The organism is uncultured Sphingomonas sp. (assembly GCF_902806265.1).
GTDB lineage: Bacteria > Pseudomonadota > Alphaproteobacteria > Sphingomonadales > Sphingomonadaceae > Sphingomicrobium.
Map to the genome: position 1 here is coordinate 84,786 of NZ_CADCVZ010000015.1, position 26,962 is coordinate 111,747.

Here is a 26,962-nt window from a genome sequence, read left to right on the forward strand (position 1 = left end):
GGCTCTACCCGGCGAGGCGCTGCTCCACCAGCCGGATCGCCTCGGCCACCGCCGCGTCGCGGTCGAGCGTGGTGGTGTCGAGCAGTAGCGCGTCCTCCGCCCGGGCGAGCGGGGCAGTGGCGCGGTGGCTGTCGCGCTCGTCGCGGGCGCGGATGTCGAGCAGGACGTCCGCAAGGTGGGCGGTGAGGCCGCGATGCTCCAGCTCGTTGAGGCGCCGCTCGGCCCGGGCATCGGCGGAGGCGGTGACGAATAGCTTGGCGTGCGCAGCCGGCGCGATCACCGTACCGATGTCGCGGCCGTCGAGCACTGCGCCGCCGGACTGCCCGGCGAAGTCGCGCTGGCGTTCGAGCAGGGCTTCGCGGACGGCGGGGTAGGCCGAGATGCGGCTGGCGACGCCGCCTACGGCCTCGGCGCGAAGCTCGGGATCGTCGGCCAGGCTGGCGATGCCGTCGCACGCGCGCAGGGCCGCGAACTCGCTTTCGGGATCGCCGCCCCAGCGCAGCAGGTTCAGCGCGACGGCCCGATAGAGGGTGCCGGTATCGAGGTGCGGCAGGCCGAAGCGTGCGGCCAACGCACGGGCGACGGTGCCCTTGCCGCTGGCGGCCGGGCCGTCGACGGCGATCACGAGGTCGGGGGGACGGCGCATCGGCGGCGGCTTTGACAGCCACCCGCCGCTATGGCAAGGCGCCGCCGATTTCGCCGGCGACCCTCGTCCGCCGGCTCCATGAACTGTTGGAGTTTTCACGATGGTGAAGCCCGAATGGGGCGCCAAGCGCATGTGCCCCAAATGCTCGACCCGTTTCTACGATCTCGGCAAGGACGATCCGGTGACCTGCATCGAGTGCGGCAACGCCTGGATGCCCGAGCCGGTGCTGAAGTCCAAGCAGCCCCTGCCGTTCGAGACCCCGGCCGCGGCCGCTGGTGTGGTGCCTGAGCCCGCAGCGGCCGACCAGGATCTGGGTGCGGAGGATCTCGCCATTCCCGACGAGGACGAGGAGCCGAGCGCGGACGACGAGGTCGATCTGGGCACGGGCGACGATGACCTGGGCGTCGAGACCGCGGACGACGACGAGGAGAATCTGTAGGTTCGGGTCACCTCTGCGCGGGCCTGGGCTCCCGCAGATGGATGGCGCGCTTATGACCTGAGATCCTGGCCTCCGCCGGGATGACGAAGAGGGTTTGACGCGCGCTTAAAACCGCTTAAAGCGCGCGGAACACGGGGCCGTAGCTCAGCTGGGAGAGCGTCGCAATGGCATTGCGAAGGTCAGGGGTTCGATCCCCCTCGGCTCCACCATTCCATCCATCGGCCGCCGAGCGCCTGCGTTAGCCTCGCCAGCACAAACGAAAGCGGCGGCGCCTTTCGACGCCGCCGCCCGTGAGCTTCGCTCTAACCTCGATTAATCGAGGTTGGTCGCGACGTTGTTGAACGTGCCCGACAGATTGTCGCCGATCAGGCCCAGCGCGCCGATCGCGGCGACCGAGATGAGAGCCGCAATCAGGCCGTACTCGATGGCCGTTGCACCGCTGTTGTCCTTGATGATCTTGAGAAACTTCGCCATGTCCGGTCTCCTGGTTCCACACTATGGGGCTCGTTACCCCCCCACCGGCGGCCCAAAGAGCTCGTCGGTTGAGACCTTTCTACGGTTGAACGGTTGAAGACTTCTTAAAGCGGCGGGTTAACAATTCTTCAGGCGTTGGCAGCCGCTTACCAGCCCTCGAACATGCGCTCGACTTCGCGTGCGACGTCCTCCAGCCAGGCCGGCGGCTGATCGGTCCAGTCCTCCGGCAGCGGAGTGCGGCGTTCGGCCGGCCGCGGGGCCGGGCGGGGCGCCTGATAGTCGGATGGGAGCGCGGTGGAGGTGCGCCCATCGACCGCGAGTGCGGGCGCCATGAAGCTACGCCAGATCTGCGCGGGTGCGGTGCCGCCGCTGACCGACTTGCCCAGCGACTTGTTGTCGTCGCGGCCGACCCACACGCCCACCACCAGATCGCCCGCGAAACCGACGAACAATGCGTCGCGATTGTCCTGGCTGGTGCCGGTCTTGCCGAACGTCGGCGTGGCCAGCGCCGCGCGCCGGCCGGTGCCTTCGTTGGCGGAAGCCCACAGGAGGTCGAGCATCGGCTTCCAGTCGCGGCCGCGGTCGAGCCGGCCGCCCCGGCCGAAGAAGCTGGCGGCAAGCTTCTGGTCCTCGTTGCCGGTCGCCGGCAGCCCGGTCGCCTTCACTGGATAGCGGCCGGAGGCGACGGCCGCATAGGCGGAGGTCAGTTCCAGCAGGCTGACGCCCGCGGTGCCGAGCGCCACGCTGGGCGAGTTGGGCAGCGGCGTGGTGATGCCGAGGTCGCGGGCGGTGCGCAACACGTTCTCCCGGCCGACCGCCTCCGACAGGCGCACCGCCGCGGCGTTGCTGGAGCGGGCAAAGGCTTGGCGCATCGTAAGCTCGCCGCGGTACACGCCGTCGTTGTTCGCCGGGCTCCAGCCGTCGATGGTGAGCCGAGTGTCCGATATGCGGCTGTTCGGCGTCCAGCCCGAGCGGAGCGCGGCGAGGTAGACGAACAGCTTGAAGGCGGAGCCGGGCTGGCGACGCGCCTGGGTCGCCCGGTTGAATGGCGAGCTTTTGTAGCTCTTGCCGCCGACCATCGCGACGACCCGGCCGTCGGGGCGCATCGCTACCAGCGCCGCCTGGGCATTGCCGATCTCGGCGTTGCTGATGGCGCGAACCGCGATCTTCTGCAGGTCGGCGTCCAGGGTGGTACGAACCTTGACCTGCCCGAAGTCGCTTTCGAAGGCCTGGCTGGCGGACGGGGCCACCCAGTCGGCAAAGAAGGTGCCGGTGGGGACCCGGTTCGAACGTGCGATCGGGCGTGCGGCCTTGGTCGAGCGGGCGCGTGCCTCCGTGATCACGCCGGTGTCGGCCATGGCGGCGAGCACCAGCCGGGCGCGCTTCTGCGCCGCGGGCAGGTTCTTGGTCGGGGCAAGCCGCGAGGGCGCCTGCACCAACCCGGCGAGCATGGCGGACTGGGCGAGCGTGAGCCGGCTCGGCTCCCGCCCGAAATAATGCTTCGACGCCGCGCGCAGGCCATAGACGCCGTCGCCGAAGTAGACGGACGAGAGATAGCGCGAGAGGATCTCATCCTTGGTCAGCCAGCTTTCGAGCCAGAAGGCGATGATCACCTCCTGCGCCTTGCGCTTGAGGCTGCGGTCGGACGACAGGAAGCTGGTCTTGGCGAGCTGCTGGGTGATGGTGGAGCCGCCCTGGCGGACTCCGCCGGCCGAGAAGTTGGTGACCATCGCGCGTCCGATCGCCCGCGGATCGATGCCCCAATGGCGGAAGAAGCGGCGATCCTCAATCGCGACGAACGCGGCAGGGGTGAGCGGATCAAGGCGGGAGGCGACGACCGGCGCTTCCTTGACCGCGCCGCGCCGGGCGATGGGCGTGCCCTCCGCCGACAGCAGCAGCATGGCCGGGTCCTGCAGCGGCTCCATCGCGCGCGACAAGGGCGCGGTGATGATCAGCCAGCCGACGATCAGCAGCAGCACCGCGAAGAAAGCGGTGAAGCCCATCCGCCACCAGCGCCGCCTGGGCCTGGGCTGCGGGACATCGGCATCGGAATAGTCGGCATATGGCCGCGGCGGCGGCGCAAAGGGGTCGGGCAACTCCTCGATGTTAGCGCCGTTGCGCTGCCAGGGAGAGTCGCGATCGGCCATCTTACGGGGTGCGCCACCTTGTCATACTGCCTTGCTCCACTAATACAGCAATGCGAGCTTGGCTAGAGAGCTTGGGTGTAACGGGCGGCGGCGCTAGAGCAAGGACGATGAAGGGCATCTGTATCGGCCGACTGCTGTGCGGTGCCTTGGGTGCGGCCGCGCTGACGCTCGCCGGATGCGAGGAGCGGCAGGAAGGGCCCGTCCGAGTGACGGTGATCGGCGAGGCGCTCAGGATCGTCGATCCGGCGGCGCTGCCGCTCAGCCGTCCGACGGAAGTGCTGCTGGGCAACGCGGCGCAGGGCCTGGTGGGATTCGACGCGCAGGGGAATATCGAGGCGGGCCTCGCCGAGCGGTGGAACGTCAGCGACGATGGGCTGAGCTACATCTTCCGGCTGCAGACGGGCGAGTGGCCGTCGGGGCGGAAGATCACGGCCTACGACGTGGCTCGAATGCTCCGCCGGCAGCTCACCCCCGCGAGCCGAAATCCGCTCAAGGATGCGTTCGGCGCGGTCGACCAGATCGTCGCGATGACCGACCGTGTGCTGGAAATCCGCTTGAGGGCGCCCCGGCCGCACTTGCTGCAATTGCTGGCCCAGCCGGAGTTCGCGCTGGTTCGCAATGGCGAAGGGACGGGGCCGTTCGCACTTGCGGAGGACGGCGCCGAGGGAGTCGAAGCGCCAGTTCGGCTGGAGCGCGACCTTGGCGATCCCGGCGATCGCGGCGAGCAGCCGAAAGAAGTGGTGGAGCTCGGTGCGGCCGAGATCGTGCCGGCCGTACGCGGCTTCCTGGCGGGGCGAACCCACATGGTCCTGGGCGGGACCTTCGTCGACGCGCCCTATGTAGCGGGGACGCGGTTGCCGCGGGGCACGCTGCGGTTCGACCCGGCCGCGGGACTGTTCGGACTGATCCCTGCGCGGGAGGGCGGCCTGCTCGCCAATCCGGAGGTCCGCGCGCTGCTGGACGAGGCGATCGACCGGCAGGCGCTGGTTGCGGCGCTGGGGGCGCCCGACCTGGAAGCGCGCGCCGGCGTGCTGCAGCCGGGGCTGGACGGGAACATCGCGCCAGCGGTGCCGCCGTGGGCCGCCGTGCCAATCGCCGAGCGGCGGGCCGACCTGGTCGCGCGCGGCCGCGCGCTGTTCGAGCCGGAGGATGGCGAGCCGCCGACGCTTCGCGTCTTCTTGCCCGAAGGACCCGGCAGCGACATCGTCATTCGGCGGCTGCAAGCGGACTGGGGCCCGCTCGGGCTGCAAGTGGAGCACGCGGAGCGGGCGCGAGGCGCCGACCTCCGGCTGCTCGACGTGGTCGCGCCGTCCGTGTCGCCGGCCTGGTATCTCCGCCAGTTCCGCTGCGAGGTGGCGCCGATCTGCTCGGAGGAGGCGGACGAGTTGCTGGCCGCAGCCCGGCTCGCCCCGGTGGCGGCGCAGCGTGCAGCACTGTTCGCCGATGCCGAGCGGTTGATCCGCGAGCAGACCCTGTTCCTGCCGATCGCCGCTCCGGTCCGCTGGTCACTGGTATCGCGCGCGCTGCCGGGCTTTGCGGAAAACCGCTTCGCGCGGCATACGCTGACCGACCTCCGCAACCCACCAGGCGAGAACCGCTGACATGGCCATCCGGCCCGAACCGCTGAACCGTTCGCCGCTGCCGCCCTTCGGCCGGGATCCGCAGGCCGTGCGGGAACGGCTCGAACGGCTGGAGAAGCTGATGGAGCGGCTGGTCACGGTGCCCGGGACGAACAAGGGTGTCGGTCTGGATGTGGCGCTCGACTTCGTGCCGGTGGTCGGGCCGACGATCGCCGCGGGCATCGGCGCCTACCTGGCGTGGGAAGCCAAGAACCTCGGCATGTCCAAGTGGCAGATCACGCGCATGGGCGGCAACATCGGCGTCGATTGGGCGCTTGGCATGATCCCGTTCGTGGGCGCGGTGCCCGACTTCTTCTTCCGCTCGAACACCCGCAACCTGCGGATGATCAAGCGGTATCTCGACAAGCACCATCCGGGCACGAAGACGGTGGACGTGGAGGCCCGGGGACGCGGTTGAGCGATGTCCGCTTTCGACCCATTGCGGACATTCAAGCGCTGCGAAAAAGCAACGAAGCAGCAGTCAGGGGTCGCCCTATCCGACGAGACGCGGTCGGCCAGCGAGCTCTGCCTGCACAGTTTAGGAGGCGCGAGGATGAGCGAGCATCACGGAAGCTGCCACTGCGGGCGGGTTCGGTTGACCCTGCGCGATGAGCCGTCCGACGCCGGCGAATGCAATTGCTCGATTTGTCGGCGCACGGCCGGGCTCTGGCACTATTGCGCCCCCGACGCCGTAACTGTGGAGGGAGAAGGCGTTTCGTACCAGCAGGGCGATCGCGCACTCGACCTGTGGCACTGCCAGACTTGTGGCTGCACGACGCACTGGACGCCGACCGATCCGGCTTACAGGCGCATGGCGGTAAACCTCAGGATGTTTGACCCAGCGCTGCTGCGCGAGCTGCCGCGTCGCCTGATCGATGGCGCGAGCTACTAGCGCATTCTCTGTTGTCTGCTTTCCACCCATAGCCGACGTTCGTGTATCGCAGGCGCGGGCCTAGCTTCCGCCGATCACCGGCCGTCCCACGTCGCCCTGCCCGACCGTGCGGCCCGCCATCTCCAGCATGCGCTCGAGGGGCACGCGGGCGCGGTCCATGAGCTCAGGCGATAGCTCGATGCGCGGCTCGAGGTCGCGCAGGGCGACGTAGAGCTTCTCCAGCGTGTTGAGCGCCATGTAGGGGCACATGTTGCAGTTGCAGTTGCCGTCGCCGCCGGGCACGCCGATGAAGGTCTTGTGCGGCGCGGCCTTCTCCATCTGGTGGATGATGTGCGGCTCGGTCGCGACCAGGATGGTGTCGCTGTCACTGCGGATGGCGAAGTCGAGGATCGCCTTGGTCGAGCCGACGAGCTCGGCATGGTCGACGATGTGCGGCGGGCATTCGGGATGGGCCGCGACCGGCGCGCCGGGGTGTTGCGCCTTGAGCTTCAGCAGCTCGGTTTCGGAAAACGCCTGGTGGACGATGCACACGCCCGGCCACAGCAGCATGTCGCGGCCGGTGCGGCGGGCGAGATAGCCGCCGAGGTGCCGGTCGGGGCCGAAGATGATCGGCTGCTCGGGCGGGATCTGCTGGAGGATGATGTCGGCCGAGGAGCTGGTGACGATGATGTCGCTCAATGCCTTCACCGCCGCCGAACAGTTGATGTAGGTCAGCGCGATATGGTCCGGGTGCGCCGCGCGGAAGGCGGCGAACTGGTCGGGCGGGCAGCTGTCCTCCAGGCTGCAGCCGGCGTCCATGTCGGGCAGGATCACCGTCTTTCCCGGTGACAGGATCTTGGCGGTCTCGGCCATGAAGCGCACGCCGCAAAAGGCGATCACGTCCGCGTCGGTGGCGGCGGCCTTGCGTGAGAGGTCGAGGCTGTCGCCGACGAAATCGGCGAGGTCCTGGATCTCCGGCTTCTGGTAGTAGTGCGCGAGGATGACGGCGTTGCGCTCGGTCTTGAGCCGCTTGATCTCGGCGAGGAGGTCAACGCCCCTCAGGTTGTGCACGGGTGCGGTCATGCCTGCGTATATGTAGGTTGCGGCGTCCAAACGGAAGAGTTTAGCGACTTGCCGCGCGCTCCTCGAGCACGTCCGCAATGGAACGGCTGACGTCCCAGCGCTCGCCGTCGCGTGGCTGGCCGTCCGTGGGGGCGCGCACCACCACCGTGACGTTGCCCAGCCCGGCGGCTTGGAGCGGCGCCTGCAGGTTGCGGGCGATCGCCTCGCGGCCAGCGCGGGTGGCGGCGGCGAGGTTCTCCGGCTTGGCCGCCTCGGCCGCCGCTTGCTGCCGCGCGCCGATGGCTACGCCCTGCCGCAGCTTCGTCTGCATGTCGCGGGTGATCAGTGGTCCGTCGTAGGCGACCACCTGTCGGCTTTCGTCGATGTTGGGCGTCTCGGGCGTGGCACCCGGCGCCCGGACGAGCAGGGTCCGGGTCCGCTCGTCCCATACATAATCGTCCAGGCCAAGGTCGCCCATGTTGACGAAGTAGGCCACCGACCAGGGCTGCCGCACCGCCATCTCGCCCTGGAGGATGTCGCCGATGCCGCCGCGGGTTTCGCGCTTGGTCGTCACCGTGCCGGAGAGGCGGTAGACCTGCAGCCGGTTGCGGTTCTCGCGCAGCGCGACGACCAGCCGGTCAAGGTCGCTTTCCTCGACCTGCTGCTGCACCTGCCGATCCTGGTGGCGGGCGAGGTAGTAGCCGAGGCCGATCAGCGCGGCGATGGCCAGCAAGCCCCAGAGCAGGTTTCGCACCCGGAGTCGGGAACGGCGGGGGCGGTCTATGCGAGTGGTTTCCATTGCTCGTTGTCGTGCTGAACGAGCCCGCGCTCCTGAAGGTCCAGCAAGTGGGCGAGTACGGAAGCGCCCGCGGCGGGGATCAGGCGCGGGTCCAATGCGGGGTAGGCGGCGGCGACGATCTGCTCGACCGTGCGGTCGCCTTCGTCCAGGCGGCGGCGGACCTGGGCCTCGCGCTGCAGCCGATGGTTCAGCATGCCGCGGACCAGCCGCTGCGGGTCGGTGACCGGGTCGCCATGTGCGGGGTAGTAGATGCGGTCGGCGCGGGTGCGGAGCTTGTCCAGGCTGCGCAGGTAGTCGCCCATGTGCCCGTCGGGCGGGATGACGACGCTGGTCGACCAGCCCATCACATGGTCGCCGCTGAACAGGGCGCCGCTGCCTTGGTCGGCGAAGCACAGGTGGTTGGAGGTGTGGCCGGGTGTCGCGATCGCGGTCAGGGTGCGGCCGTCCACGGCGATGCTCTCGCCGTCCGCCAGCACGCGGTCGGGGCGGTAGTCGCGATCGAATGCTTCCGCGCCCGGGCCGAGGTCGGCGAGCGGGAGGGCGCCGCAGCCGACCACCGGTGCCTCCGTTCGCTCGCGGAGGCTTGCTGCTGCCGGCGAATGGTCGCGGTGGGTGTGGGTGACCAGGATGGCCATGACGGGGCGGCCGGCGATGGCAGCCAGCAGTGCGTCGATGTGCGCGGCCTCGTCGGGGCCGGGGTCAATCACCGCCAGCTCGCGGGTGCCGACCAGGTGCACCTGCGTGCCGGTCGCGGTGTAGGGCGATGGGTTGGGCGCGAGCAGGCGGGCGATGCCGGGCTCGGCCTCGATCAGCTGACCATAGGGCGCGTTCATGGGTGGAGCTTGCTTCAGGCCGCCGCGGCGAGCGGGGCCGGGCCGCTGCTGCCGAGCGCGGCTGCACGGCGGGCGAAAGCGGCCGGCAGCACTTCGCCGAACAGCACGTCCATGCTGTGCCTCCAGCTGAACTCGCCCGCGACATGCGCCCGGCCGCGGGCGCCGGTTCCGCGAGGATCGTCGCGCCAGACTTCAAGGATGTTGGCGGCCATCGCGTCGGGGTCGGCCACGGGCCCGAGCTTGCCCATGCCTGCAAACACCCGCTCGAGCATCGCGCCTGCCGCTACTCCGACCACCGGCAGACCCGATGCCTGCGCCTCGATCACCGATACCCCGAAGGTCTCGTTGGGCATGGCGGAGACGTAGATGTCGCTGGACGCCAGCCAGCGGGCGAGGCTCGGGCGGTCGGTGACGAACCCCGGCGTGATGATCCGGGGATCGCCGAGCGCTTCGAACTGCTCGCGTTGCGGACCCTGGCCGAGGATGACCAGCTTGGCGCCGAGGTCGGAGGGCAGGCGGCGAAAGGCTTCCACCACGAGGTCCGGCCGCTTTTCGATATCCAGCCGGCCGACGTAGATCAGCAGCGGCTGGTTGTCGTCAAGGCCCAACTCGCGGCGCAGGTCCAGGTCGCGATTCTCCGGTCCGAACGCCTCCAACTCCACGCCGAGCGGCAGGATATGCACCGGATCAACGCCAAGCGAGCGGAGCATGTTGCCGCCCCCATGATCGGACAGGGCGTAGACCGCATCGAACTGCCGATAGAGCCGGCCGCAGTAGTTATAACAGAGCCGAGCCGCGGCGCCGCCCACGGCCGCTCCGAAGGTTTTGGAAAACGGCCGTCCGGCGTAGACGGTCGGGAAGTCGGTCATGTAGCCGGCCACCAGAACGGTATGCGGATGCCGCATGCGATGGGCGAGCGCGGCCCAGGGCAGGTTGTAAGCGTCCTGGCATTCGATCGCATCGGGCCGGAAGCGCTCAAGTGCCTCGCGCACGGCCGGGTTGCGGAGGAGCAGCCGGTAATTGGGGCTGAACGGCACGGCCGGCGACTTGATCCACACGGTGGTGGCGCGGCCGTCCGCCTCCACCCGGTCGCAATCGCCGGGCAGAATCAACAGGTGCCGATGCGGCGTGTTCTCCAGAATGTGCGCGCGCTTGGCCCGGAGATAGGTGCCGACGCCGCCGCCCACCGCCGACCAGCTCTGCGTCAGGTCGCAGTAGAGGCGCGCACCGCCTCGCGGTTCAAGCATGGGGCCGTGCATGGGGTCACCGTCTAGCGGAACGGCCCGCCCGACGGCAAACTGTCGATGGAATTTACAAAAGCTTCCGACGCATACAGAGGGCTGCAGGCGAAAAGAGCCGAAAACTGCGGTTCCGATCTAGTTGGCATGGAGGGTGCTTAGTAAGAGCGTCCACCTTGGTTCCCACACCAAGCTAGAAGGGACGGTGCCGCGGATCTGGTCCCCGCGCGCCGTCCCTTCTTTCTTTTGCTCAGGCTTCGGCCGTGACCAGCTGCTGCAGCTCGCCGTTCTCGAACATCTCCATCATGATGTCGGAGCCGCCGACGAACTCGCCATGCACGTAGAGCTGGGGTATGGTGGGCCAGTTCGAATAGGCCTTGATGCCTTGGCGAACCTCCTGGTCCTGCAGCACGTCCACCGTTTCGAACGGCACGCCGAGGCGGTCGAGGATCGCCACCGCCCGGCTGGAAAAGCCGCACTGCGGAAACAGGGCGGTGCCCTTCATGAAAAGCACCACGTCGTTGCTCTTGACGAGCTGGTCGATGCGGCTGGTTGCGTCGGTCATTCTTTTTCTCCGTCAGGGCACCGCGGTTTCGAGCTGCAGTGCATGAAGTTCGCCGCCCATGCGCCCGCCGAGCGCGGCATAGACCCGCTGGTGCTGGCGGACGCGCGGCAGTCCGGCGAAGCTCGCCGACACCACGCGCGCGGCATAATGATCGCCGTCGCCGGCGAGATCGCGGATGGTCACCTCCGCGTCCGGGATGGCGGCGCGGATCAGCGCTTCGATATCTTGGGCGGCCATCGGCATGGCTATTGCGTGTCCACCAGCTGGCGCTTGGCTTCGGCCGTCTTGAACCCAAGCTGCTCGCGGATTTGGGCGTCGTCGGCATCCACGCCGGCACCCGTCAGGTCGCCAAGCAGTTTGCGAATCACGTTCTCGTCACCGCCCTCCTCGAAGTCGGCGCGCACCACATCCATGGCGTAGGAGTCGGCCTCGGCCGGCGACAGGTTCATCAGCTTCGCCGCCCATAGCCCAAGCAGCTTGTTGCGCCGGGCGAGCAGGCGAAAGCGCATCTCCTCGTCATGCGCGAACTTGGTCTCGAAGGCGCGTTCGCGATCGTCAAAGGTGGTCATGGCCTCACCGTCCCCCTGTTCGTTCACCCGCAGATAGGGCGCGCCGGGGCGGCAGGCAACGTGTCAGCTGGGAAGGTCCGGACTTTGGTTGAGTCCGGCCGGGATGTCGAAGTGCAGCACCTCCTCGCGCGTGCCAAGCTTGTCGTACAAGGCTACGGCGGGCAGGTCGGGCGGGTCGGCCTGGACGAAGATGACCTAGGCGTTCGTGCTGCCGGCATAGTGTTGGAGCCAGCCGATGAGCGCGGTGGCGACGCCCTGCCGGCGGTGCGCTTCCTCGACCGCCAGGTCATAGATGTAGAGCTCGCTGCGCTCCCGCTCGAACTTCTTGAGCTCGTAGGCGGCCAGCGCTCCGACCGGCTCTTGGTTGAGCGTGGCGAGCAGAGCGACGAAGGTCGTGTCGGCCAACCGTTCTTCGATGTACACATCGCTCGGCGGCGCTGAACCGTAGTGCTCGGCGTCGTCGAAGGCGCGAGCGAACAGCCGGTTCATCGCCCGGAACGCCTCGAAGTCGCCGGGTGTGAGACGCCGGACTTCCAGGCTCACCCGATCTCCACCACCAGCTTGCCGATCACTTGGCGGGCGGCGATGGCGGCGATCGCCTCGCCCGCGCGCTCGAGCTGAAAAGTGGCGCTGACCTTGGGGCTGATCTTGCCGGCGTCCCATAGCTGGAACAGCTCGGCGACGTGGGCGGCGTTCGCTTGCGGGTCGCGCATGGCGAAGGCGCCCCAGAACACGCCGCACACGTCGCAGCTTTTGAGCAGGGTCAGGTTGAGCGGAAGCCGGGGAATCCCGGCGGGGAAGCCGACCACCAGGTAGCGGCCCTCCCAGGCGATGGCGCGCAGCGCCGGCTCGGCATAGTCGCCGCCCACCGGATCGTAGATGACGTCCGCTCCGGCGGGCCCGACCGCGGTCTTGAACTGGTCGGCGAGCGCTTTCTGGCCGTCGCGGTCAAAGGGGCCTCGTGGGTAGACGATGGCGTCGTCGGCACCGGCAGCGCGGGCAGCCTGCGCCTTGTCCTCGGACGAGACGGCGGCGATCACCCGGGCGCCACGAGCCTTGCCGAGCTCCACCGCGGCGAGGCCGACCCCGCCGGCTGCGCCCAGCACGAGCACGGCCTGCCCGGCTTGCAGGCGGCCGCGGTCCCATAGGGCATGGATGCTGGTCGCGTAGGTGAGCAGGAGCGCCGCGCCTTCGGTGAAGCTGCGCTCGGTGGGCAGTCGAAAGGCGCTGGCGGCGGGGATGGCGATCTGCTCCGACAGACCGCCGAAGCCCGGGACGGCGATGAGGCGGTCGCCTTCGCTCCAACCCTCAACGCCCTGGCCGACGCCGATCACCACACCACCGATCTCGCCCCCCGGCGCGAAGGGGCGGGGCGGCTTGAGCTGATACTTGTCCTCGATGATCAGCACGTCGGGGTAGTTGATGGCCGCCGCGCGGACGCGGACCAGGAGCTGGCCGGGGCCGGGCTGCGGGTCGGGGAGGTCGGTAACCTGGAGGGTTTCGGGGCCACCGGGTGCGTGGCTCAAGAGTGCGCGCACAATGCTCTCCTACGTCATGCCGGACCTGATCCGGCATCCGCCTTCTTCGAGCCGGCCATGAAGGAAGGCGGACCCCGGCTCAAGGCCGGGGTGACGATTACTGCTGCCGCGCGCGATAGTCCGCCACCACCTGCGCCGCCGTCATGCCGTCGAAGGTCGTCCGGGCGAGTGCGGCCTTGTCGTCGTCGGCGAAGCGGCGGGTCCCGACGCTGGCGAGCGCGCGGTCGTAGTCGAGGCGGTCGCCCACGGGCAGGTCGGAGCGGGCCGCCTCCGTGGTCCGCTGAAAGGATTGCGGCGAAGAACCGTCGATCGCCGTCGCCTGTTCACCACCGTCGCAGCCCGCGAGCAGCAGCGCGAGGGCGGCGGGCCACCTCACTCGACGTAGTTGGCCGTGGTCTTCTCGCGCACTTCTTCCCGCGTCACCCCCGGCGCGAGTTCAATCAGCTTGAAGGGGGACTCGTGATCGGGCCGCTGGAACACCGCAAGATCGGTGACGACCATGTCGACGACGTTCTTGCCGGTCAGCGGCAGGGTGCACTCAGGAATGAACTTGGGGTCGCCGTTTTTGGAGGTATGCTCCATCACCACGATGATCTTCTTGACGCCGGCGACCAGGTCCATGGCGCCGCCCATGCCCTTGATCATCTTGCCCGGGATCATCCAGTTGGCGATGTCGCCATCCTGGCTGACCTCCATCGCGCCGAGCACCGTCAGGTCGATGTGCCCGCCGCGGATCATGGCGAAGCTGTCGGCGGAGCTGAAGTAGCTGGACGAGGCGAGCTCGCTGATGGTCTGCTTGCCGGCGTTGATAAGGTCGGGGTCGACCTGGTCCTCGTAAGGAAAGGGGCCGATGCCGAGCATCCCGTTCTCGGATTGGAGCGTCACTTCCATGCCGACGGGAATGTTGTTCGCCACGAGCGTCGGGATGCCGATGCCGAGGTTGACGTAGAAGCCGTCGCGCAGCTCCTTGGCGGCCCGCGCGGCCATCTGGTCGCGGGTCCAGCCCTTGGTTTCAACGGCGGTTGCCATCACGCGGCCTCCCTCTGGCGAACGGTGCGGAATTCGATCTTCTTGTCGTAGGGCGCGCCAAGGATCATGCGCTTTACGTAGATCGACGGCAGATGGATGGAGTCGGGGTCGAGGCTCCCGACCGGCACGATCTCCTCGACCTCGGCGACGCAGATGCGACCGCTGGTCGCCGCGGGCTGGTTGAAGTTGCGGGCGGTCTTGCGGAACACCAGGTTGCCGGCCTCGTCGGCCTTCCAGCCCTTGATGATCGACAAGTCGGCGCGGATGCCGCGTTCGAGGATGTAGGTCTCGCCGTCGAACTCCTTGTGCTCCTTGCCCTCCGCGACCTCCGTGCCGACGCCCGTTTTGGTGTAGAAGCCAGGAATGCCGGCGCCGCCCGCGCGAAGGCGCTCGGCGAGCGTGCCCTGGGGGCAGAACTCGACCTCCAGCTCGCCGGCAAGAAATTGTCGCTCGAACTCCTTGTTCTCGCCGACGTAGCTGCTGATCATCTTTTTGACCTGGCGCGTGCGGAGCAGCTTGCCGAGGCCTTCGTTGTCGATGCCGGCGTTGTTGGAGGCGATGGTGAGGTCGGTGACCCCGCTTGCCTGAATGGCGTCGATCAGCCGCTCGGGAATGCCGCACAGGCCGAAGCCGCCCGCGGCGACCGTCATGCCATCGCGGAGCAGGCCGTCGAGCGCGGCGGCGGCGTCAGGGTAGATTTTCTTCATGCCGTCTTAGTACCCCGGCGAAGGCCGAGGTCCAGTCCGAAAAGAACCGGCGTGAAGCGCGCGTTGACTATCGCAGCTTGGCCAGCACGCCCTGCAGCTGCATGGCATTGCTCATGTCGCCTTCGACCTTGAGCTTGCCCGTCATAAAGGCGGTCATGCCGTCGAGCTGGCCGCCGGCCATCGCCTGCCAGTCGGCCCAGCTGACCTTGATGGTGGTGTCCGCCGCGCCGTCGCTGCTTTCGCTCACCTGGTTGTTCTTGCCGTCAAGCAGCACCGAGCCCTCGTCGCCGCCGAAGTCGAGCTTGACGGTTTTGCCCGGCAGCCAGGCCTGGTTTTCCTGCATCTTGGCGACGAGTTCCTGCTTGGTCATGCGAATAGCTCCTTAAAAAACAATCTTGTCAGTAGCGGGCTAGCGGCGCGGCGCTTGGCGGGCAAGGGCGGGCGACCTATCTGCGGCGGATGGACGCACAGACTCGCTACGACGCCGACCTCCAGCTGTTCATCGACGGTGCCTGGCGCTCCGGCGAGGAGCGCGACGCCTTTCCGGTGGTGAACCCAGCCACGGGCGAGACCATTGCGGAGGTGCCGCTGGCGAGCACCGGCGACCTGGACGAGGCGCTGGCGGCGGCGGAGCGGGCCTGGCCCGAGTGGCGGGCGCTGGACGTGGAAAAGCGCGGGGCGATCCTTCACCGCACCGCGGACCTGCTGCGCGAGCGCGCGAAGCACATCGGCGCGCTGCTGACGCAGGAACAAGGCAAGCCGCTCCACGAAGCCAAGGCGGAGGTGATCGGCTCCGCACAGATGTTCGACTTCTATGCCGAGGAGGCCAAGCGCGCCTATGGCCGGGTGCTGGTGCGGCCGACCGGGCAGCGCTCCATCGTCATCCCGCAGCCGGTCGGGCCGACCGCGACCTTCACGCCGTGGAACTTCCCGATCTACCTCCTGGCCAAGAAGGTAGCGGCGGCGCTGGCGGCGGGGTGCACGGTGATCTCCAAGCCGCCGGAGGAGACGCCGGGCTGCACGGGGGCGATGGCGCGGGCGCTGGCCGACGCTGGCATTCCTAAGGGCGTGTTCCAGCTGGTGCATGGCGTGCCCGACACGGTCTCGCGGCACCTGATCGGGTCGCGCGTCATCCGTAAGGTGAGCTTCACGGGATCGATACCCGTGGGCAAGCATCTGATGAAGCTCGCCGCCGACGGCATGAAGCGGATCACGATGGAGTTGGGCGGCCATGCACCCGTGCTGGTGTTCGACGATTGCGACCTCGACAAGACGCTCGACATGGTGGTGCCACAGAAGTTCCGGAATGCTGGCCAGGTGTGCGTGTCGCCGACGCGCTTCTATGTGCAGGAGGGGATCTACGACGCCTTTCAGCGCGGCTTCGCGGAGCGGACCCGGGCGCTGAAGGTCGGGAACGGGCTGGAGCCGGATACGCGCATGGGACCGCTCGCCAACGGGCGGCGGGTGCCGGCGATCGGGAGCCTGGTCGAGGACGCGCGGGCCAAGGGCGCCAAGGTGCTGGCCGGCGGCGAGCCGGGTGAGGGCGGCTTCTTCTTCCAGCCGACGGTGCTGGCCGACGTACCGCTGGAAGCCGAGGTCATGAACAATGAGCCCTTTGGACCGCTCGCGCTGATGCGGCCGTTCGCCAGCGACGCGGAGGCGATCGAACAGGCGAACCGGCTGCCTTACGGCCTCGCGGCGTTCCTGTTCACGGAGAACGGCCGCCGGGCGAACATTATGGGCGATGCGATCGAGGCCGGGATGGTCGGGATCAACTCGTTTGCGATCTCGGTGTCCGATGCGCCGTTCGGCGGGGTCAAGGACAGCGGCTTCGGCTCGGAGGGTGGTCCCGAAGGGCTGCAGAGCTATCAGGTGACCAAGGCCATTCATCAGGCCTGACTTCTTCGACCGACGGCTGAAGCTCCGGCGGTCGCCGGAGAATGGGAGTTTGCGTGCCCGACCTCCTCATCCTCTACGAGCATCCCCTATGGTTCGAGCCGCTGTTCGCGGCCCTGGACCGGAGTGGCATCGACTACCAGGCGGTGCGGGTCACCGACCACCAATTCGACCTGGCGGGAGGACCGCCCGCGCCGGTGGTCTTCAACCGGGTCGCCATGTCGAGCTTCCTGCGGGAGCCGGAGCATCCGTTGTTTTATACGACCGCGCTGCTCGATCATTGGCGGCGTGGTGGCGCAACGGTGCTGAACGGGCCCGAGGTGCTGGCCATGGACACAAGCAAGGCGCGGCAGCTGTCGCTGATCCGGAGCCTGGGTCATGCAGTGCCGGACACGCGGGTCGTACATCGCGCGGCGGACTTGGCGGCGGCGAGTGAGGGCATGGCTTGGCCGCTGCTGGTCAAGGCGAACATCGGCGGGTCGGGCGCGGGGATCACGCGCTACGCCAGCCGCGAGGAGCTGGAGCGTTCGGTGGCCGAGGGCAGCACGCCGACCTCGATCGACCAGGTGCTGCTGCTGCAGGACTATGTGCCGCCGCGCGGGGGCACGATCCTCCGGCTGGAGACGCTGGCGGGCAAGTTCCTCTACGCGCTGGAGGTGGAGAGCGGCGGCGACAGCTTCGACCTGTGTCCGGCCGACGCCTGCCTCGCGCAGCCGGGCAAGGCAGCGATCCGCATGCAGGCGGTCGAGCCGGCTGCCGAGATCGTTAGGGTTGCCGAGGAGATCGCTCAAACGGTGGGTATGGACGTAGGCGGGGTCGAGGTGGTGATCGACGACCGCGACGGGAGCCCGCGCTTTTACGACATCAACGCCTTGTCCAATTTCGTCGCCAAGCCGCTGGAGGTGCTTGGCTGGGACCCGCACGACCGGCTGGTCGATTACCTGCAATCTGTCATCGCGAAGGTGCAAGCATGAGGTTCGGTTACTGGATGCCGGTGTTCGGCGGCTGGCTGCGCAACATCCCCGACGAGGGACCGGCCGCCACTTGGAGCCAGGTGCGCGACCTGACGCTGCGCTCGGAGGAGGCCGGCTGGGACCTGACCCTGATTGCCGAGCTGTTCCTGAACGACATCAAGGGTGTCGAGGAGCCCGCGCTCGACGCCTGGTCGACGGCGGCGGCGTTGGCGGCGGTAACGCGCAAGCTGGAGCTGATGGTCGCGGTGCGGCCGAACTTCCACCATCCGGCGCTGTTCGCCAAACAGGCGGCTAACATCGACCAGATCTCCGGTGGGCGGCTGTCCTTGAATGTGGTGTCGAGCTGGTGGGCGGAGGAAGCGCAGCAATACGGCTTGCAGTTCGACAGCCATGACGACCGCTATGGACGCACTGCCGAATGGCTGGCGGTGGTCGACGGGCTCTGGTCGGAGAAACGCTTCACCTTCGAAGGCGAACGCTATCAGGTGCGCGATGCGATTTGCGAGCCCAAGCCCGCGCAGTCGCCGCGGCCGATCATCTACGCGGGCGGGGAGAGCGAGGCGGCCAAGACGCTGATCGCGCGCGATTGCGACGCCTATGTCATGCACGGCGATCCGGTGGACGCGGTTGCGCCCAAGATCGCCGACATGTCGCGACGCCGGGAGGCGATCGGCGAGGGGCCGATGCGGTTCGGGATGGCCGCGTTCGCCATTGTGCGCGACACGGAGGAAGAAGCACAGGTCGAGCTCAAGCGGATCACCGCCATGCCGCCGAGCCCGCCGCCGGGCTTTGCCAACTTCGATCAATGGCTGTCGGGCACGCAGCTGGAGCGCGAGCTGAAGCTGCAGGAGTATAGCGTGTCGAACCGGGGGCTCCGGCCGAACCTCGTCGGCACGCCCGAGCAGATGGCCGAGCGCATCAGGGCTTATGAAGCGGTCGGGCTGGACCTGCTGTTGCTACAGCTCAGTCCACAAGCGCAAGAGATGGACCGCTTCGCCGAGCAGGTGATCGGACCGATGCGCGCAGGCCGGATCTGAGTCTCAGGGCTCGGGCGGCAGGCTGGTAGCCTCGCGCTCGCAGTTGCCGACCTCCAGCAGGTAGAAGCCGGTGGTCAGCAGGCTCGCGGCGAGGAACCAGGCGAAGCTGGCGATAATGTCGGGGGTCGGGCCGAACAGCGTCACGACCAGCGTCGCGATCGACAGGCCGAGCAGCAGCAGCAGCCCAAGCAGCAGGTCTGTCGCAGCCGAGATCAGGCTCCAGCGCCGCGGTCCTCCTTCCGCGCGCAAGCCGGCGATGCCGACGGTGATCGCACGGGCGAGCAGCCAAGCGGCGATCACATAAGCGGTGGGGAGCAGCGACGTTTCCGGCCGCAGCACGAACAGCACGCCCGCCAAGATCGTTACTGCGCCCGCAGCCATGGAGGGAAGGCGGGCCGCATTGCGCAGGGTGCCGGCCATCAGCTCGGCCACGCCTGCCGCGAGCAGGATGCCGCCGACCAGCATCGCGCCCGACCTTCGTTCCAGCAGCGGCAGGGCTGCGGTACCTGCCGCGAGCAGCAGGATCAGCCAGCCCGCGAGCAGCAGCGCCTGGTAGCGCTGGGTGCGGAAACGGGTTCGGACCACGGGCGCGTTCATTGCCGGCGTGCTTACCAGAAAATGGCGGGGTTCGTCATCCTTGCGGTGCCGATCATGGGCTTCCGCTTGCTCCGTGGAGGCTTCTCGGCTAAGGCGCGCGTCGTCCAGCGGGCAGGAGCTTCCCGCGGGCAAGCTCGTCTTTTCGGCGCGCGTGAAGCCACGGGCAACCCAAGAGGTCCCGTGCCGCACGCGCTGTTCGCGCTGAACGGCAGCTGCCCGGAGCTCACATCTGCGAGGACGCTTCGTTCCGGCATGGGGCCGGCGGGGCAGGACTTAGGGTTGCCAGGTCCGCCAGATGGAAAGCCGACCAACAGCGGTCCGGCTGGCGGCACACGACCAGAGATACGAGAGACACGAAAACTTATGGCCACTGCGGCTTTTCCGACCCGCGACGATTTCGCGGCACTCCTCAACGAACAGCTTGGCGGCGAGAACGAGGCCTTTGAAGGACGCGTCGTCAAGGGCACCGTCACCGGGATCGAGAACGACCTTGCGGTGATCGACGTCGGCCTCAAGAGCGAGGGACGCGTTCCGCTGCGCGAGTTCGCCGCGCCGGGTCAGAAGGCGGAGCTCAAGGTCGGCGACCAAGTCGAGGTTTATGTCGATCGGGTGGAGAACGCCAATGGCGAAGCCATGCTCAGCCGCGACCGCGCGCGCCGCGAAGCCGCGTGGGACACGCTTGAAAAGGAGTTCGAGTCCGGCAACCGCGTCGAGGGCGTGATCTTCGGGCGGGTCAAGGGCGGCTTCACCGTCGACCTGGGCGGCGCCGTCGCCTTTCTGCCGGGCAGCCAGGTCGATATTCGCCCCGTCCGCGACGTGCAGCCGCTGATGGACATTCCCCAGCCGTTCCAGGTCCTCAAAATGGATCGCCGCCGTGGCAACATCGTGGTTTCGCGCCGCGCGATCTTGGAAGAAACCCGCGCCGAGCAGCGCAGCGGCCTCATCCAGACGCTGGCCGAGGGTCAGGTGATCGAGGGCATGGTCAAGAACATCACCGACTATGGCGCGTTCGTGGACCTGGGCGGGATCGACGGCCTGCTGCACGTTACCGACATCAGCTACAAGCGGGTCAACCACCCGAACGAGGTCATCAACATCGGTGACACGGTGCGCGTGCAGATCATCCGCATCAACCGCGAGACCCAGCGCATCAGCCTGGGCATGAAGCAGCTGGAGAGCGACCCGTGGGAGGGCGCCGCGGCCAAGTATCCGATCGAGGGCGTGTTCCGCGGCCGCGTGACCAACATCACCGAATATGGCGCGTTCGTCGAACTCGAGCCGGGCATCGAGGGCCTGGTCCACGTGTCGGAGATGAGCTGGACCAAGAAGAATGTCCATCCAGGCAAGATCGTCAGCACCAGCCAGGAAGTCGACGTCAAGGTCCTGGAGGTCGATCAGGAGAAACGCCGGATCAGCCTTGGCCTGAAGCAGGCCCAGTCCAACCCGTGGGCGGACTTCGCCGACAAGCATCCGGTCGGCTCCACCGTTGAGGGCGAAGTCAAGAACGCCACCGAGTTCGGGCTGTTCATCGGCTTGGACGGGGATGTCGACGGCATGGTCCACATGTCGGACATCGCCTGGGGCGTATCCGGCGAGGATGCGCTTGGGCTGCATCACAAGGGTGAGCGGGTTCAGGCGCAGGTGCTCGACGTCGATGTGGAGAAGGAGCGCATCAGCCTTGGCATGAAGCAGCTGGAGCGCGGCGGCGTGTCGGCCGGCGGTGCTTCCGGCGGCGCCAGCAAGGGCGAGGTCGTTACGGTCACCGTGCTCGAGGTTCGCGACGGCGGGCTGGAGGTCCAGGTCGGCGACGACGGTCCGACCGGCTTCCTCAAGCGTACCGACCTAGGCCGCGACCGCGACGAGCAGCGGCCGGAGCGCTTCCAGGTCGGGCAGAAGTTCGATGCCATGGTGATCGGCACCGATCGGTCCAAGAAGCCGAACTTCTCCATCAAGGCGATGCAGATCGCCGAGGAAAAGCAGGCGGTCGCGCAATATGGTTCGTCCGACAGCGGCGCTTCGCTGGGCGACATCCTGGGTGCGGCGCTCAAGGAAGCGGGCACCAAGAAGTAGGCCGGGGAACGGGAGCGCCGCATCGGCGCGCTCCCCCTGTCCCGGCGGTGGCAGAGGTCCGCTTGCGCTTGCGGCGGACTTCTGACAGCTTGGGATCGGGGTACAGCGTTTTACGGCCAATCAGTTGGGGACAGGCGGGATGATCCGGTCGGAACTGGTGCACAAGCTTTGCGGCGACTTTCCGGACCTCACGCAGCGTGAGGTGGAGAGCGTCGTTTCGGCGATCTTCGACACCATCACCGAGCAGCTGGCGCAGGGTGGCCGGGTGGAGCTCCGCGGCTTCGGCGCTTTTTCGACGCGTGGCCGCGATGCCCGGGTCGGCCGCAATCCGCGCACCGGCGCCAGCGTTGAAGTGGATGCCAAGCGCGTGCCCTACTTCAAGCCGGGCAAGGAGATGCGCGAGCGGCTGAACCTTTCGGAGATGACCGAAGAGGTCGCCGACTAGCTGTCGCGGGGCGTCACCCCAGCGGAGGGTGGGGTCCAGAAGACATCAGCCACGTCGCTGATCCGCGCCTGAATGCCAGCCCGCGCTGGGATGACGAAGGATGCTTGACCGGCCGTCCGCTCGGCCCAACAAGCCGGCCTGTGCGGACGTGGCGGAATGGTAGACGCTGGAGACTTAAAATCTTCTGCCCCTTGGGCGTGCGGGTTCGAGTCCCGCCGTCCGCACTCGCAGCTTGGTGCCGAGCGCTAGGCTGAAACCAGCTCGCGCGCCGGCACCGATTCGCGCAGGAGCTGGTAGGAGCGGACCCGCGCGGAATGATCGTGAATCTGCGCCGTCACCATCAGCTCGTCGGCGCCTGTTCGTTCCACGAAATTCTCCACCCGGCTCCGGACGGTTGCAACGCTGCCGATTGCCGAGCAGGCGAGCACATGGTCGAGCGTCGCGCGGGCGTGCAGCGGCAGGCTGTCGAGGTAGCCCGGCCTGGTCGGCGGGAGCTTGCCGGGCTGGCCCGAGCGCAGGTTGACGAACGCCTGCTGGATGGAGGTGGCCAGCAGCTCAGCCTCTTCGTCGGTGTCGGCGGCGATGCAGTTGAAGCCCAGCATGACATAGGGCCGTGCAAGCTGTTCCGATGGCTGGAACCGCTCGCGGTAGATGCGGATCGCATCATCCAGCTGCGCCGGCGCAAAATGGGACGCGAAGGCGTAGGGCAAGCCCAGGGTGGCGGCCAACTGGGCCCCGAACAGGCTGGAGCCGAGGATCCAGATAGGGATGTGGAGGCCTTCGCCGGGAATCGCTCGAACCCGGCCGTTCTCACCTGCGAAGTAGCCCATGAGCTCGACCACGTCGCGCGGGAACTGGTTCTCGTCCGACTGGAGGCTGCGGCGGAGCGCATAAGCGGTCGCCCCGTCGGTGCCCGGCGCCCGGCCGAGGCCCAGGTCCACGCGCCCCGGGTAGAGCGACGCCAGCGTGCCGAACTGCTCCGCGATCGTCAGCGGTGCGTGGTTGGGCAGCATGATGCCGCCGGCGCCGATGCGGATGGACGACGTGTGCGCGCCGACAAAGGCCAGGGCGACGGCGGTAGCGGCGCTGGCGATCCCGGGCATGCCATGATGTTCCGCCATCCAGAAGCGGTTGTAACCGAACCGCTCCGCCGCCTGCGCCAGATCGGCGGAGTTGCGGAGCGCCTGCGCGGCGTCCTCGCCCTCCGGGACCGGGGCGAGATCGAGGATGGAAAGCGGGACCATCGTCCTAAGCTGGGGTGGGGCAGGCCCCGTTCAACCAGCCGTGGCTGCTTGCACGGTGTCGATTGTCGCGAGGCTCGCGAAGCTGTGAAATCCCGGCTTGGGACATAGGGACCGCTGCGGGCGAGCTGGCGTTTTGAAGATGGTAAACACCGCGTTAGGACTTTCGCTCATGCGCCGCCGCTTTGCTTCCGTCCCCTCACCGCAGACCGCACCCGAAATGGGGATCGCCGACGGGCGGATGGAGGAAGGCTGGACCGGCAACCTCAAGCTGTTCGGCCTGACTTACGCGGCGGGGTTCCTGTTCGTCAGCCTGCTGATTGTCTGACGGAGTGACCGCAGGCGAGGTGGAGCTTCCAGCCTAGCCAGGCCGACACGACGGTGCCGACCGCCACCAGCAGCAGGGTGCCGGCCACCGATACGCCCAGTTGCACCAGCGCCGTCAGCAGCAGGGTCGCACCGACCATTGCGCCGGCGTTGACGATGTTGTTGGCCGCCACCGTGCGCGCCGTTTCGGACTTAGGGACGGTGGTGGTGAGGAAAGCGTAGAGCGGCACCACGAACATCCCGCCCGCGACGGCGACCCCGAACAGGTCGACTACCACCAGCCACGCCCAGCGGTTGTCGAGGAAGCCGCGGAGGTCGAGCAGCTGCGATGATGGCGGCCAGCTCCGGCTGAGCAGGAAGAGGCCGAGCACGAACAGCCCCATGACCAGCGCCGATGCGGGCGCGAAGCGGGCCGACACGTCGCCCCTAAGCAGGCGGTTGATAGCGACGGAGCCGACCGCGACGCCGACCGAGAACACCGCCAGAAACAGGGTAGCGACGCTCTGGTCGCCCGAAAAGACGTTTTTGACGAGGGGCGGGAACTGGGCGGCGAGCACGGCGCCCATCGCCCAGAAGAAGCTGATCGCCATGATCGCCATGAACAGGCGCGGGATGTGCATGGTGGCTTTGATCAGGCGGACGGATGCGCGAAGGATGTGCCAGTCCATCCCGGGCTCGGGAAACTCGGGATCGTCCGGCACGTCCGACGGCGGGGCCGGGGGAACGAACTGTCCGGCGACTCGCCCGATGATCGCCACCAGCAGCACCGCCGCTGCTGCCCATTCGGCATGGTAGCTGCCGTTCGGCCGTTGCAGCACCAGCAGGCCGCCGAGGATCGTTCCGCCGAGAATGCCGATGTAGGTGCCCGCTTCCACCAGGCCGGTGCCCGCCAACACCTCGTCCTCGCGCAGGTGCTGGGGCAGGATCGCGTATTTGATCGGCCCAAAGAAGGTCGAATGAACGCCCATGGCGGTAAGCGCGGCGAGCAGCAGCGGGATGTTGTGCAGCAGCAGCCCGGCCGCTCCGAACACCATGATGGCGATCTCTGCGGTCTTCACCAGGCGGATGATCCGCGCCTTGTCGATCGCGTCGGCGAGCTGGCCGGCCAGCGCCGACAAGAGGAAGAAGGGCAGGATGAACAGACCACCGGCGACCGCGCTGAAGGTCGCTTCCTGCTCGGCGCTGCGATAAATGCCGTAAATCACCAGCAGCACCATGGCGGTGCGAAACAGGTTGTCGTTGAACGCGCCCAGGAACTGGGTGACGAAGATCGGCAGGAATCGGCGGCGGAGCAGCAGTCTGGACGAGGCTTCGGTCAAGTGGCGGGCCCTTGGGGATGCGCATGGACGCGCAGAGGCGCGGGGCAGCCATAACGGCTCGGATGCGCTCGGCAAGGGCGGGGTCCGCCCCAAGCTTTTGCAAAGCGGGCAGCACGGCCTAATAGGCGGGGGCTGACATGCTCTCGCTGCCCAACCTCCTGACCCTGTCGCGCATCCTGGCGGTGCCGATCCTGGTGTTCCTGCTGTGGCGGCCGGCGCCGCTCGATTACGCGATCACCTTTGTGCTCTACTGCATCGTCGGTATTACCGATTACTTCGACGGCTATCTCGCGCGGGCGCAGGGGCAGATCAGTCGGCTGGGGCAGTTCCTGGACCCGATTGCCGACAAGGTCATGGTCGCCGCCGTGATCATGATGCTGGTCTCCACCCGCAAGTCGAGCGGCGAGCCGATCATCCATGGGCTGCATATCCTGCCGGCGCTGACCATCCTGCTGCGCGAGATGATCGTGTCCGGGCTGCGGGAGTTCCTGGCGCCGCTGCATGTATCGATGCCGGTGAGCCGCCTGGCCAAGTGGAAGACAACTTTTCAGCTGGTCGCCTTGGGCGCGCTGATCCTGGCGGGGGCGGTGCCGCGGGAGGAGTGGGTGCATGCCGTGGGCCTTGCCAGCCTGTGGGCAGCGGCAACGCTGACGCTGATCACGGGTTGGGACTATCTGCGCACCGGCATCAAGCACATGGATTGAAGGGGAGAGGTCATGGCCAAGAAGACCAAGAAAGCGAAAAAGCACGACGAGAAGCTGGCCCTGATTGCCGGTCCGGACGGCGGCGGCGCCCAGAGCGAGGGCGCCGGCAAGGACAAGAAGGCGAAAAAGGCTAAGGCCGACGGCAGGGGCAGCGGCCTGGAGAGCCTGGCCAGACTGGCCGACCATCCGTTGGTCGGCGACCTGATCGCGGTCGGCGCGCTGGCGGCGGTGGCGGCGATCGCCGAGAGCGGCAAGGACGACACGGCCAAGGTGAAGTCGGCGAATGCGGTCAAGGCGGCCGGCAAGGCAGCGGCTGCGGCGATCGGTGCGCGGCTCCTCAAGGAGGTAAGCGGGAGCGGCGGCGCCAAGAAGCCGAACGGGGTCTAGGCGGGCCGGCGAAGCAGGGTGAGGCGCGCGCGGGCGCTGTCGCGCTCGGTCTTGAGCAGCAAGGTCCCGGGCTCGACGCGGTCGCCCCGCGTAGTTTCGACCGCCAGCCATCCACCGGGCGCAAGCCACCCGGTCGTTTCGACCGCGCGCACCACGGTGCTGCCCGCTCCCGCAGTATAGGGCGGGTCGGCGAGGATGAGGTCGAAGGCGGGTCCGGGCGGCAGCCGCTCGGCGGAGTGCGCCACGACCGTGATCGCAGCGCCGAGCGCCCGGGCGTTGGCGCCGATGGCCGTGCGGGCGGCCGCGTCCGTTTCCACAAAGGTGGCGTGAGCGGCGCCGCGGGACAGGGCTTCGAAGCCCAGCGCGCCGCTTCCGGCGTACAGGTCGGCGACGCGCAGGCCATCGAAGCTGCCAAGGCGGCTGGCGAGCATGTTGAACAGCGTTTCGCGGGTGCGGTCAGCGGTCGGGCGGGTGGCCAGGCCCGGCGGCGCGGTCAGCGGCCGCCCTCGCCAGCGGCCCGCGATGATCCTCACGCCAGGGTGCGGCGGAACTGGAACAGCTCTTCCCGCTGGACCTCGCCCACTTGGCCGGGCTCCAGGTCCTCGATCGTGAAGGGTCCGTAGGACGTGCGGATCAGGCGGGAGACCTGCAGCCCGAGAAAGGCGAGCACCCGCCGCACCTCGCGGTTCTTGCCTTCGGTCAAGGCCAACTCGATCCAGCAGTTGCGGCCGGTGCGACGCTCCAGATTGGCGTCGATCGACCCGTAGCGGACGCCCTCGATCTCCACCCCTTCCGAGAGCGCTTCCAGCTGGGCCTGGGTGACTTCGCCGAACGCCCGGGCGCGATAGCGGCGGACCACGCCGGTGCTGGGCAGTTCCAGCTGCCGCTTCAGCTCGCCGTCGTTGGTCAGCAGCAGCAGCCCTTCGGTCATGAAGTCGAGCCGGCCGACCGGCACGACCCGCGGCAGGCCGGACGGCAGCCGGTCGTAGATGGTCGGCCGCCCCTTGGGATCGCGCTCGGCCGTGAGGCAGGAAGGCGGCTTGTAGAAGCGCCACAGCCGGGTCGCGGCGGGCGCGCGCACGGGCTTGCCGTCGACGGTGACGCCGGTGAGGCTCTCCAGCAGGGTGGCGGGCGTGGTCAGCGCTTCCCCGTTCAGCGCGACCCGTCCGTCCGCGATCATCCGCTCGACGTCGCGGCGCGAGGCGATGCCGGCGCGGGCGAGCAGCTTAGCGATCCGCTGTGGGCCGGCGTCGCGCGGCGAAGGCGGTCCGCTGCGGGCGCCCTGCGCCGGGTTGCGCCGATTCCGCGCCGGTCTTTGCGGCACCGCCAAGCCGTTCGTTCGTTCCGGGGGCAAAACTCTGTTCCTTCGTGGGGGTGCCTGGTGCTGTTCGGCAAGCGCAAGCGGATCGTCAAGCGCATCCTCATCGTG

General features: G+C 68.1%; 32 protein-coding genes, 2 tRNA genes and 1 pseudogene. 14 read left to right on the forward strand and 21 right to left on the reverse strand.

The window, feature by feature from the left end:
• Positions 1-4: 4 nt before the first annotated feature.
• Positions 5-646: a d(CMP) kinase gene (locus QZX62_RS04120; RefSeq protein ID WP_294172349.1), complete on the reverse strand. Its 642-nt coding sequence runs from the start codon at positions 644-646 to the stop codon at positions 5-7.
• 100 nt (positions 647-746) lie between these two features.
• Between QZX62_RS04120 and QZX62_RS04125 the strand changes: the two genes are divergently transcribed.
• Positions 747-1,085, forward strand: coding sequence for a TIGR02300 family protein (locus tag QZX62_RS04125; RefSeq protein WP_294172352.1), 339 nt, complete (start codon positions 747-749; stop codon positions 1,083-1,085).
• Between the two features lie 133 nt (positions 1,086-1,218).
• Positions 1,219-1,294: transfer RNA gene (locus tag QZX62_RS04130), tRNA-Ala, on the forward strand.
• Positions 1,295-1,397: 103 nt separating this feature from the next.
• Here the strand turns inward: QZX62_RS04130 and QZX62_RS04135 are convergent.
• Together QZX62_RS04135 and QZX62_RS04140 are read right to left on the reverse strand one after the other, a co-directional pair.
• Positions 1,398-1,559 carry a Flp family type IVb pilin gene (locus QZX62_RS04135; protein ID WP_294172354.1) on the reverse strand — a complete coding sequence of 54 codons (162 nt, stop codon included), beginning with the start codon at positions 1,557-1,559 and terminating at the stop codon, positions 1,398-1,400.
• 146 nt (positions 1,560-1,705) lie between these two features.
• Positions 1,706-3,706: a transglycosylase domain-containing protein gene (locus QZX62_RS04140; protein ID WP_294172356.1), complete on the reverse strand. Its 2,001-nt coding sequence runs from the start codon at positions 3,704-3,706 to the stop codon at positions 1,706-1,708.
• Between the two features lie 107 nt (positions 3,707-3,813).
• On the opposite strand from QZX62_RS04140, the gene QZX62_RS04145 reads away from it, so the two are divergent.
• The 3 genes from QZX62_RS04145 (at position 3,814) to QZX62_RS04155 (ending at position 6,217) form a co-directional block, all read left to right on the forward strand.
• Positions 3,814-5,307, forward strand: a complete 1,494-nt coding sequence (locus tag QZX62_RS04145) for an ABC transporter substrate-binding protein (protein WP_294172357.1) — start codon at positions 3,814-3,816, stop codon at positions 5,305-5,307.
• Position 5,308: 1 nt separating this feature from the next.
• The gene (locus QZX62_RS04150; RefSeq protein WP_294172359.1) at positions 5,309-5,743 is read left to right on the forward strand and encodes a DUF4112 domain-containing protein; all 435 of its coding nucleotides are present in this window, start codon (positions 5,309-5,311) and stop codon (positions 5,741-5,743) included.
• A 135-nt stretch (positions 5,744-5,878) separates the two neighbouring features.
• Positions 5,879-6,217, forward strand: a complete 339-nt coding sequence (locus QZX62_RS04155; protein WP_294172364.1) for a GFA family protein — start codon at positions 5,879-5,881, stop codon at positions 6,215-6,217.
• 60 nt (positions 6,218-6,277) lie between these two features.
• Here the strand turns inward: QZX62_RS04155 and nadA are convergent, their stop codons facing one another.
• The 13 genes and pseudogenes from nadA to QZX62_RS04220 all read right to left on the reverse strand — a co-directional run bounded on the left by nadA (position 6,278) and on the right by QZX62_RS04220 (position 14,906).
• The gene (nadA, locus tag QZX62_RS04160) at positions 6,278-7,279 is read right to left on the reverse strand and encodes a quinolinate synthase NadA (protein ID WP_294172366.1); all 1,002 of its coding nucleotides are present in this window, start codon (positions 7,277-7,279) and stop codon (positions 6,278-6,280) included.
• A 40-nt stretch (positions 7,280-7,319) separates the two neighbouring features.
• On the reverse strand, positions 7,320-8,012 hold the full coding sequence (locus QZX62_RS04165; protein ID WP_294172368.1) for a hypothetical protein: 693 nt from the start codon (positions 8,010-8,012) through the stop codon (positions 7,320-7,322).
• Positions 8,013-8,038: 26 nt separating this feature from the next.
• Positions 8,039-8,890, reverse strand: a complete 852-nt coding sequence (locus QZX62_RS04170) for an MBL fold metallo-hydrolase (protein ID WP_294172369.1) — start codon at positions 8,888-8,890, stop codon at positions 8,039-8,041.
• A gap of 14 nt (positions 8,891-8,904) precedes the next feature.
• The gene (locus QZX62_RS04175) at positions 8,905-10,137 is read right to left on the reverse strand and encodes a glycosyltransferase (RefSeq protein ID WP_294172370.1); all 1,233 of its coding nucleotides are present in this window, start codon (positions 10,135-10,137) and stop codon (positions 8,905-8,907) included.
• A 241-nt stretch (positions 10,138-10,378) separates the two neighbouring features.
• Complete coding sequence (gene grxD / locus QZX62_RS04180) at positions 10,379-10,693, reverse strand: Grx4 family monothiol glutaredoxin (RefSeq protein ID WP_294172372.1); 315 nt, start codon at positions 10,691-10,693, stop codon at positions 10,379-10,381.
• A 12-nt stretch (positions 10,694-10,705) separates the two neighbouring features.
• The gene (locus QZX62_RS04185; protein ID WP_294172375.1) at positions 10,706-10,936 is read right to left on the reverse strand and encodes a BolA family protein; all 231 of its coding nucleotides are present in this window, start codon (positions 10,934-10,936) and stop codon (positions 10,706-10,708) included.
• 2 nt (positions 10,937-10,938) lie between these two features.
• Positions 10,939-11,262 (reverse strand): DUF1476 domain-containing protein, encoded by a 324-nt coding sequence (locus tag QZX62_RS04190; RefSeq protein WP_294172377.1) that lies wholly within the window; start codon positions 11,260-11,262, stop codon positions 10,939-10,941.
• 63 nt (positions 11,263-11,325) lie between these two features.
• A pseudogene (locus QZX62_RS04195) lies at positions 11,326-11,751 on the reverse strand (GNAT family N-acetyltransferase).
• A gap of 50 nt (positions 11,752-11,801) precedes the next feature.
• On the reverse strand, positions 11,802-12,800 hold the full coding sequence (locus tag QZX62_RS04200) for an NADPH:quinone oxidoreductase family protein (protein WP_294172388.1): 999 nt from the start codon (positions 12,798-12,800) through the stop codon (positions 11,802-11,804).
• Positions 12,801-12,897: 97 nt separating this feature from the next.
• The gene (locus tag QZX62_RS04205) at positions 12,898-13,176 is read right to left on the reverse strand and encodes a hypothetical protein (protein WP_294172390.1); all 279 of its coding nucleotides are present in this window, start codon (positions 13,174-13,176) and stop codon (positions 12,898-12,900) included.
• Positions 13,173-13,829 (reverse strand): 3-oxoacid CoA-transferase subunit B, encoded by a 657-nt coding sequence (locus tag QZX62_RS04210; RefSeq protein ID WP_294172392.1) that lies wholly within the window; start codon positions 13,827-13,829, stop codon positions 13,173-13,175. Before QZX62_RS04210 ends, QZX62_RS04205 begins: the two co-directional genes overlap by 4 nt.
• Positions 13,829-14,536, reverse strand: a complete 708-nt coding sequence (locus tag QZX62_RS04215) for a CoA transferase subunit A (protein WP_294172393.1) — start codon at positions 14,534-14,536, stop codon at positions 13,829-13,831. Before QZX62_RS04215 ends, QZX62_RS04210 begins: the two co-directional genes overlap by 1 nt.
• Positions 14,537-14,603: 67 nt before the next feature.
• On the reverse strand, positions 14,604-14,906 hold the full coding sequence (locus tag QZX62_RS04220; protein WP_294172394.1) for an SCP2 sterol-binding domain-containing protein: 303 nt from the start codon (positions 14,904-14,906) through the stop codon (positions 14,604-14,606).
• Positions 14,907-14,995: 89 nt separating this feature from the next.
• Here QZX62_RS04220 and QZX62_RS04225 point away from each other — a divergent pair, with 89 nt between their 5' ends.
• Genes QZX62_RS04225 through QZX62_RS04235 form a run of 3 tightly spaced genes read left to right on the forward strand, consistent with a single transcriptional unit; the run spans position 14,996 to position 18,443 of the window.
• A complete protein-coding gene (locus tag QZX62_RS04225; protein ID WP_294172396.1) occupies positions 14,996-16,435 on the forward strand; it encodes an NAD-dependent succinate-semialdehyde dehydrogenase in 1,440 nt (479 codons plus the stop codon).
• Positions 16,436-16,488: 53 nt separating this feature from the next.
• Positions 16,489-17,406 (forward strand): alpha-L-glutamate ligase, encoded by a 918-nt coding sequence (locus QZX62_RS04230; RefSeq protein ID WP_294172397.1) that lies wholly within the window; start codon positions 16,489-16,491, stop codon positions 17,404-17,406.
• Complete coding sequence (locus QZX62_RS04235; protein WP_294172398.1) at positions 17,403-18,443, forward strand: LLM class flavin-dependent oxidoreductase; 1,041 nt, start codon at positions 17,403-17,405, stop codon at positions 18,441-18,443. The genes QZX62_RS04230 and QZX62_RS04235 overlap by 4 nt, the downstream gene beginning before the upstream one ends.
• 3 nt (positions 18,444-18,446) lie before the next feature.
• Here QZX62_RS04235 and QZX62_RS04240 read toward each other — a convergent pair whose 3' ends face one another.
• Positions 18,447-19,028: a DUF308 domain-containing protein gene (locus QZX62_RS04240; RefSeq protein WP_294172400.1), complete on the reverse strand. Its 582-nt coding sequence runs from the start codon at positions 19,026-19,028 to the stop codon at positions 18,447-18,449.
• 375 nt (positions 19,029-19,403) lie between these two features.
• Between QZX62_RS04240 and rpsA the strand changes: the two genes are divergently transcribed.
• The 3 genes from rpsA (at position 19,404) to QZX62_RS04255 (ending at position 21,779) form a co-directional block, all read left to right on the forward strand.
• The gene (gene rpsA / locus QZX62_RS04245; protein WP_294172401.1) at positions 19,404-21,110 is read left to right on the forward strand and encodes a 30S ribosomal protein S1; all 1,707 of its coding nucleotides are present in this window, start codon (positions 19,404-19,406) and stop codon (positions 21,108-21,110) included.
• A gap of 139 nt (positions 21,111-21,249) precedes the next feature.
• A complete protein-coding gene (locus tag QZX62_RS04250) occupies positions 21,250-21,555 on the forward strand; it encodes an integration host factor subunit beta (RefSeq protein WP_294172402.1) in 306 nt (101 codons plus the stop codon).
• A gap of 142 nt (positions 21,556-21,697) precedes the next feature.
• Positions 21,698-21,779, forward strand: a tRNA-Leu gene (locus QZX62_RS04255).
• A gap of 21 nt (positions 21,780-21,800) precedes the next feature.
• Here the strand turns inward: QZX62_RS04255 and QZX62_RS04260 are convergent.
• Complete coding sequence (locus QZX62_RS04260; protein WP_294172403.1) at positions 21,801-22,799, reverse strand: LLM class flavin-dependent oxidoreductase; 999 nt, start codon at positions 22,797-22,799, stop codon at positions 21,801-21,803.
• A 169-nt stretch (positions 22,800-22,968) separates the two neighbouring features.
• Here QZX62_RS04260 and QZX62_RS04265 point away from each other — a divergent pair, with 169 nt between their 5' ends.
• Positions 22,969-23,124, forward strand: coding sequence for a hypothetical protein (locus QZX62_RS04265; protein WP_294172404.1), 156 nt, complete (start codon positions 22,969-22,971; stop codon positions 23,122-23,124).
• Here QZX62_RS04265 and QZX62_RS04270 read toward each other — a convergent pair.
• A complete protein-coding gene (locus QZX62_RS04270) occupies positions 23,105-24,442 on the reverse strand; it encodes an MFS transporter (RefSeq protein WP_294172405.1) in 1,338 nt (445 codons plus the stop codon). The two genes, QZX62_RS04265 and QZX62_RS04270, sit on opposite strands and share 20 nt — an antisense overlap.
• A gap of 137 nt (positions 24,443-24,579) precedes the next feature.
• On the opposite strand from QZX62_RS04270, the gene pgsA reads away from it, so the two are divergent.
• Both pgsA and QZX62_RS04280 read left to right on the forward strand, forming a co-directional pair.
• Entirely contained in the window at positions 24,580-25,146 is a 567-nt protein-coding gene (gene pgsA, locus QZX62_RS04275; RefSeq protein ID WP_294172406.1) for a CDP-diacylglycerol--glycerol-3-phosphate 3-phosphatidyltransferase, read from the forward strand.
• Between the two features lie 12 nt (positions 25,147-25,158).
• The gene (locus QZX62_RS04280) at positions 25,159-25,533 is read left to right on the forward strand and encodes a hypothetical protein (protein ID WP_294172407.1); all 375 of its coding nucleotides are present in this window, start codon (positions 25,159-25,161) and stop codon (positions 25,531-25,533) included.
• Here the strand turns inward: QZX62_RS04280 and rsmD are convergent.
• Positions 25,530-26,066, reverse strand: a complete 537-nt coding sequence (gene rsmD, locus QZX62_RS04285; protein ID WP_294172408.1) for a 16S rRNA (guanine(966)-N(2))-methyltransferase RsmD — start codon at positions 26,064-26,066, stop codon at positions 25,530-25,532. The two genes, QZX62_RS04280 and rsmD, sit on opposite strands and share 4 nt — an antisense overlap.
• Positions 26,063-26,887, reverse strand: a complete 825-nt coding sequence (locus QZX62_RS04290) for a pseudouridine synthase (protein ID WP_294172412.1) — start codon at positions 26,885-26,887, stop codon at positions 26,063-26,065. The genes rsmD and QZX62_RS04290 overlap by 4 nt, the downstream gene beginning before the upstream one ends.
• Positions 26,888-26,962 lie beyond the last annotated feature (75 nt).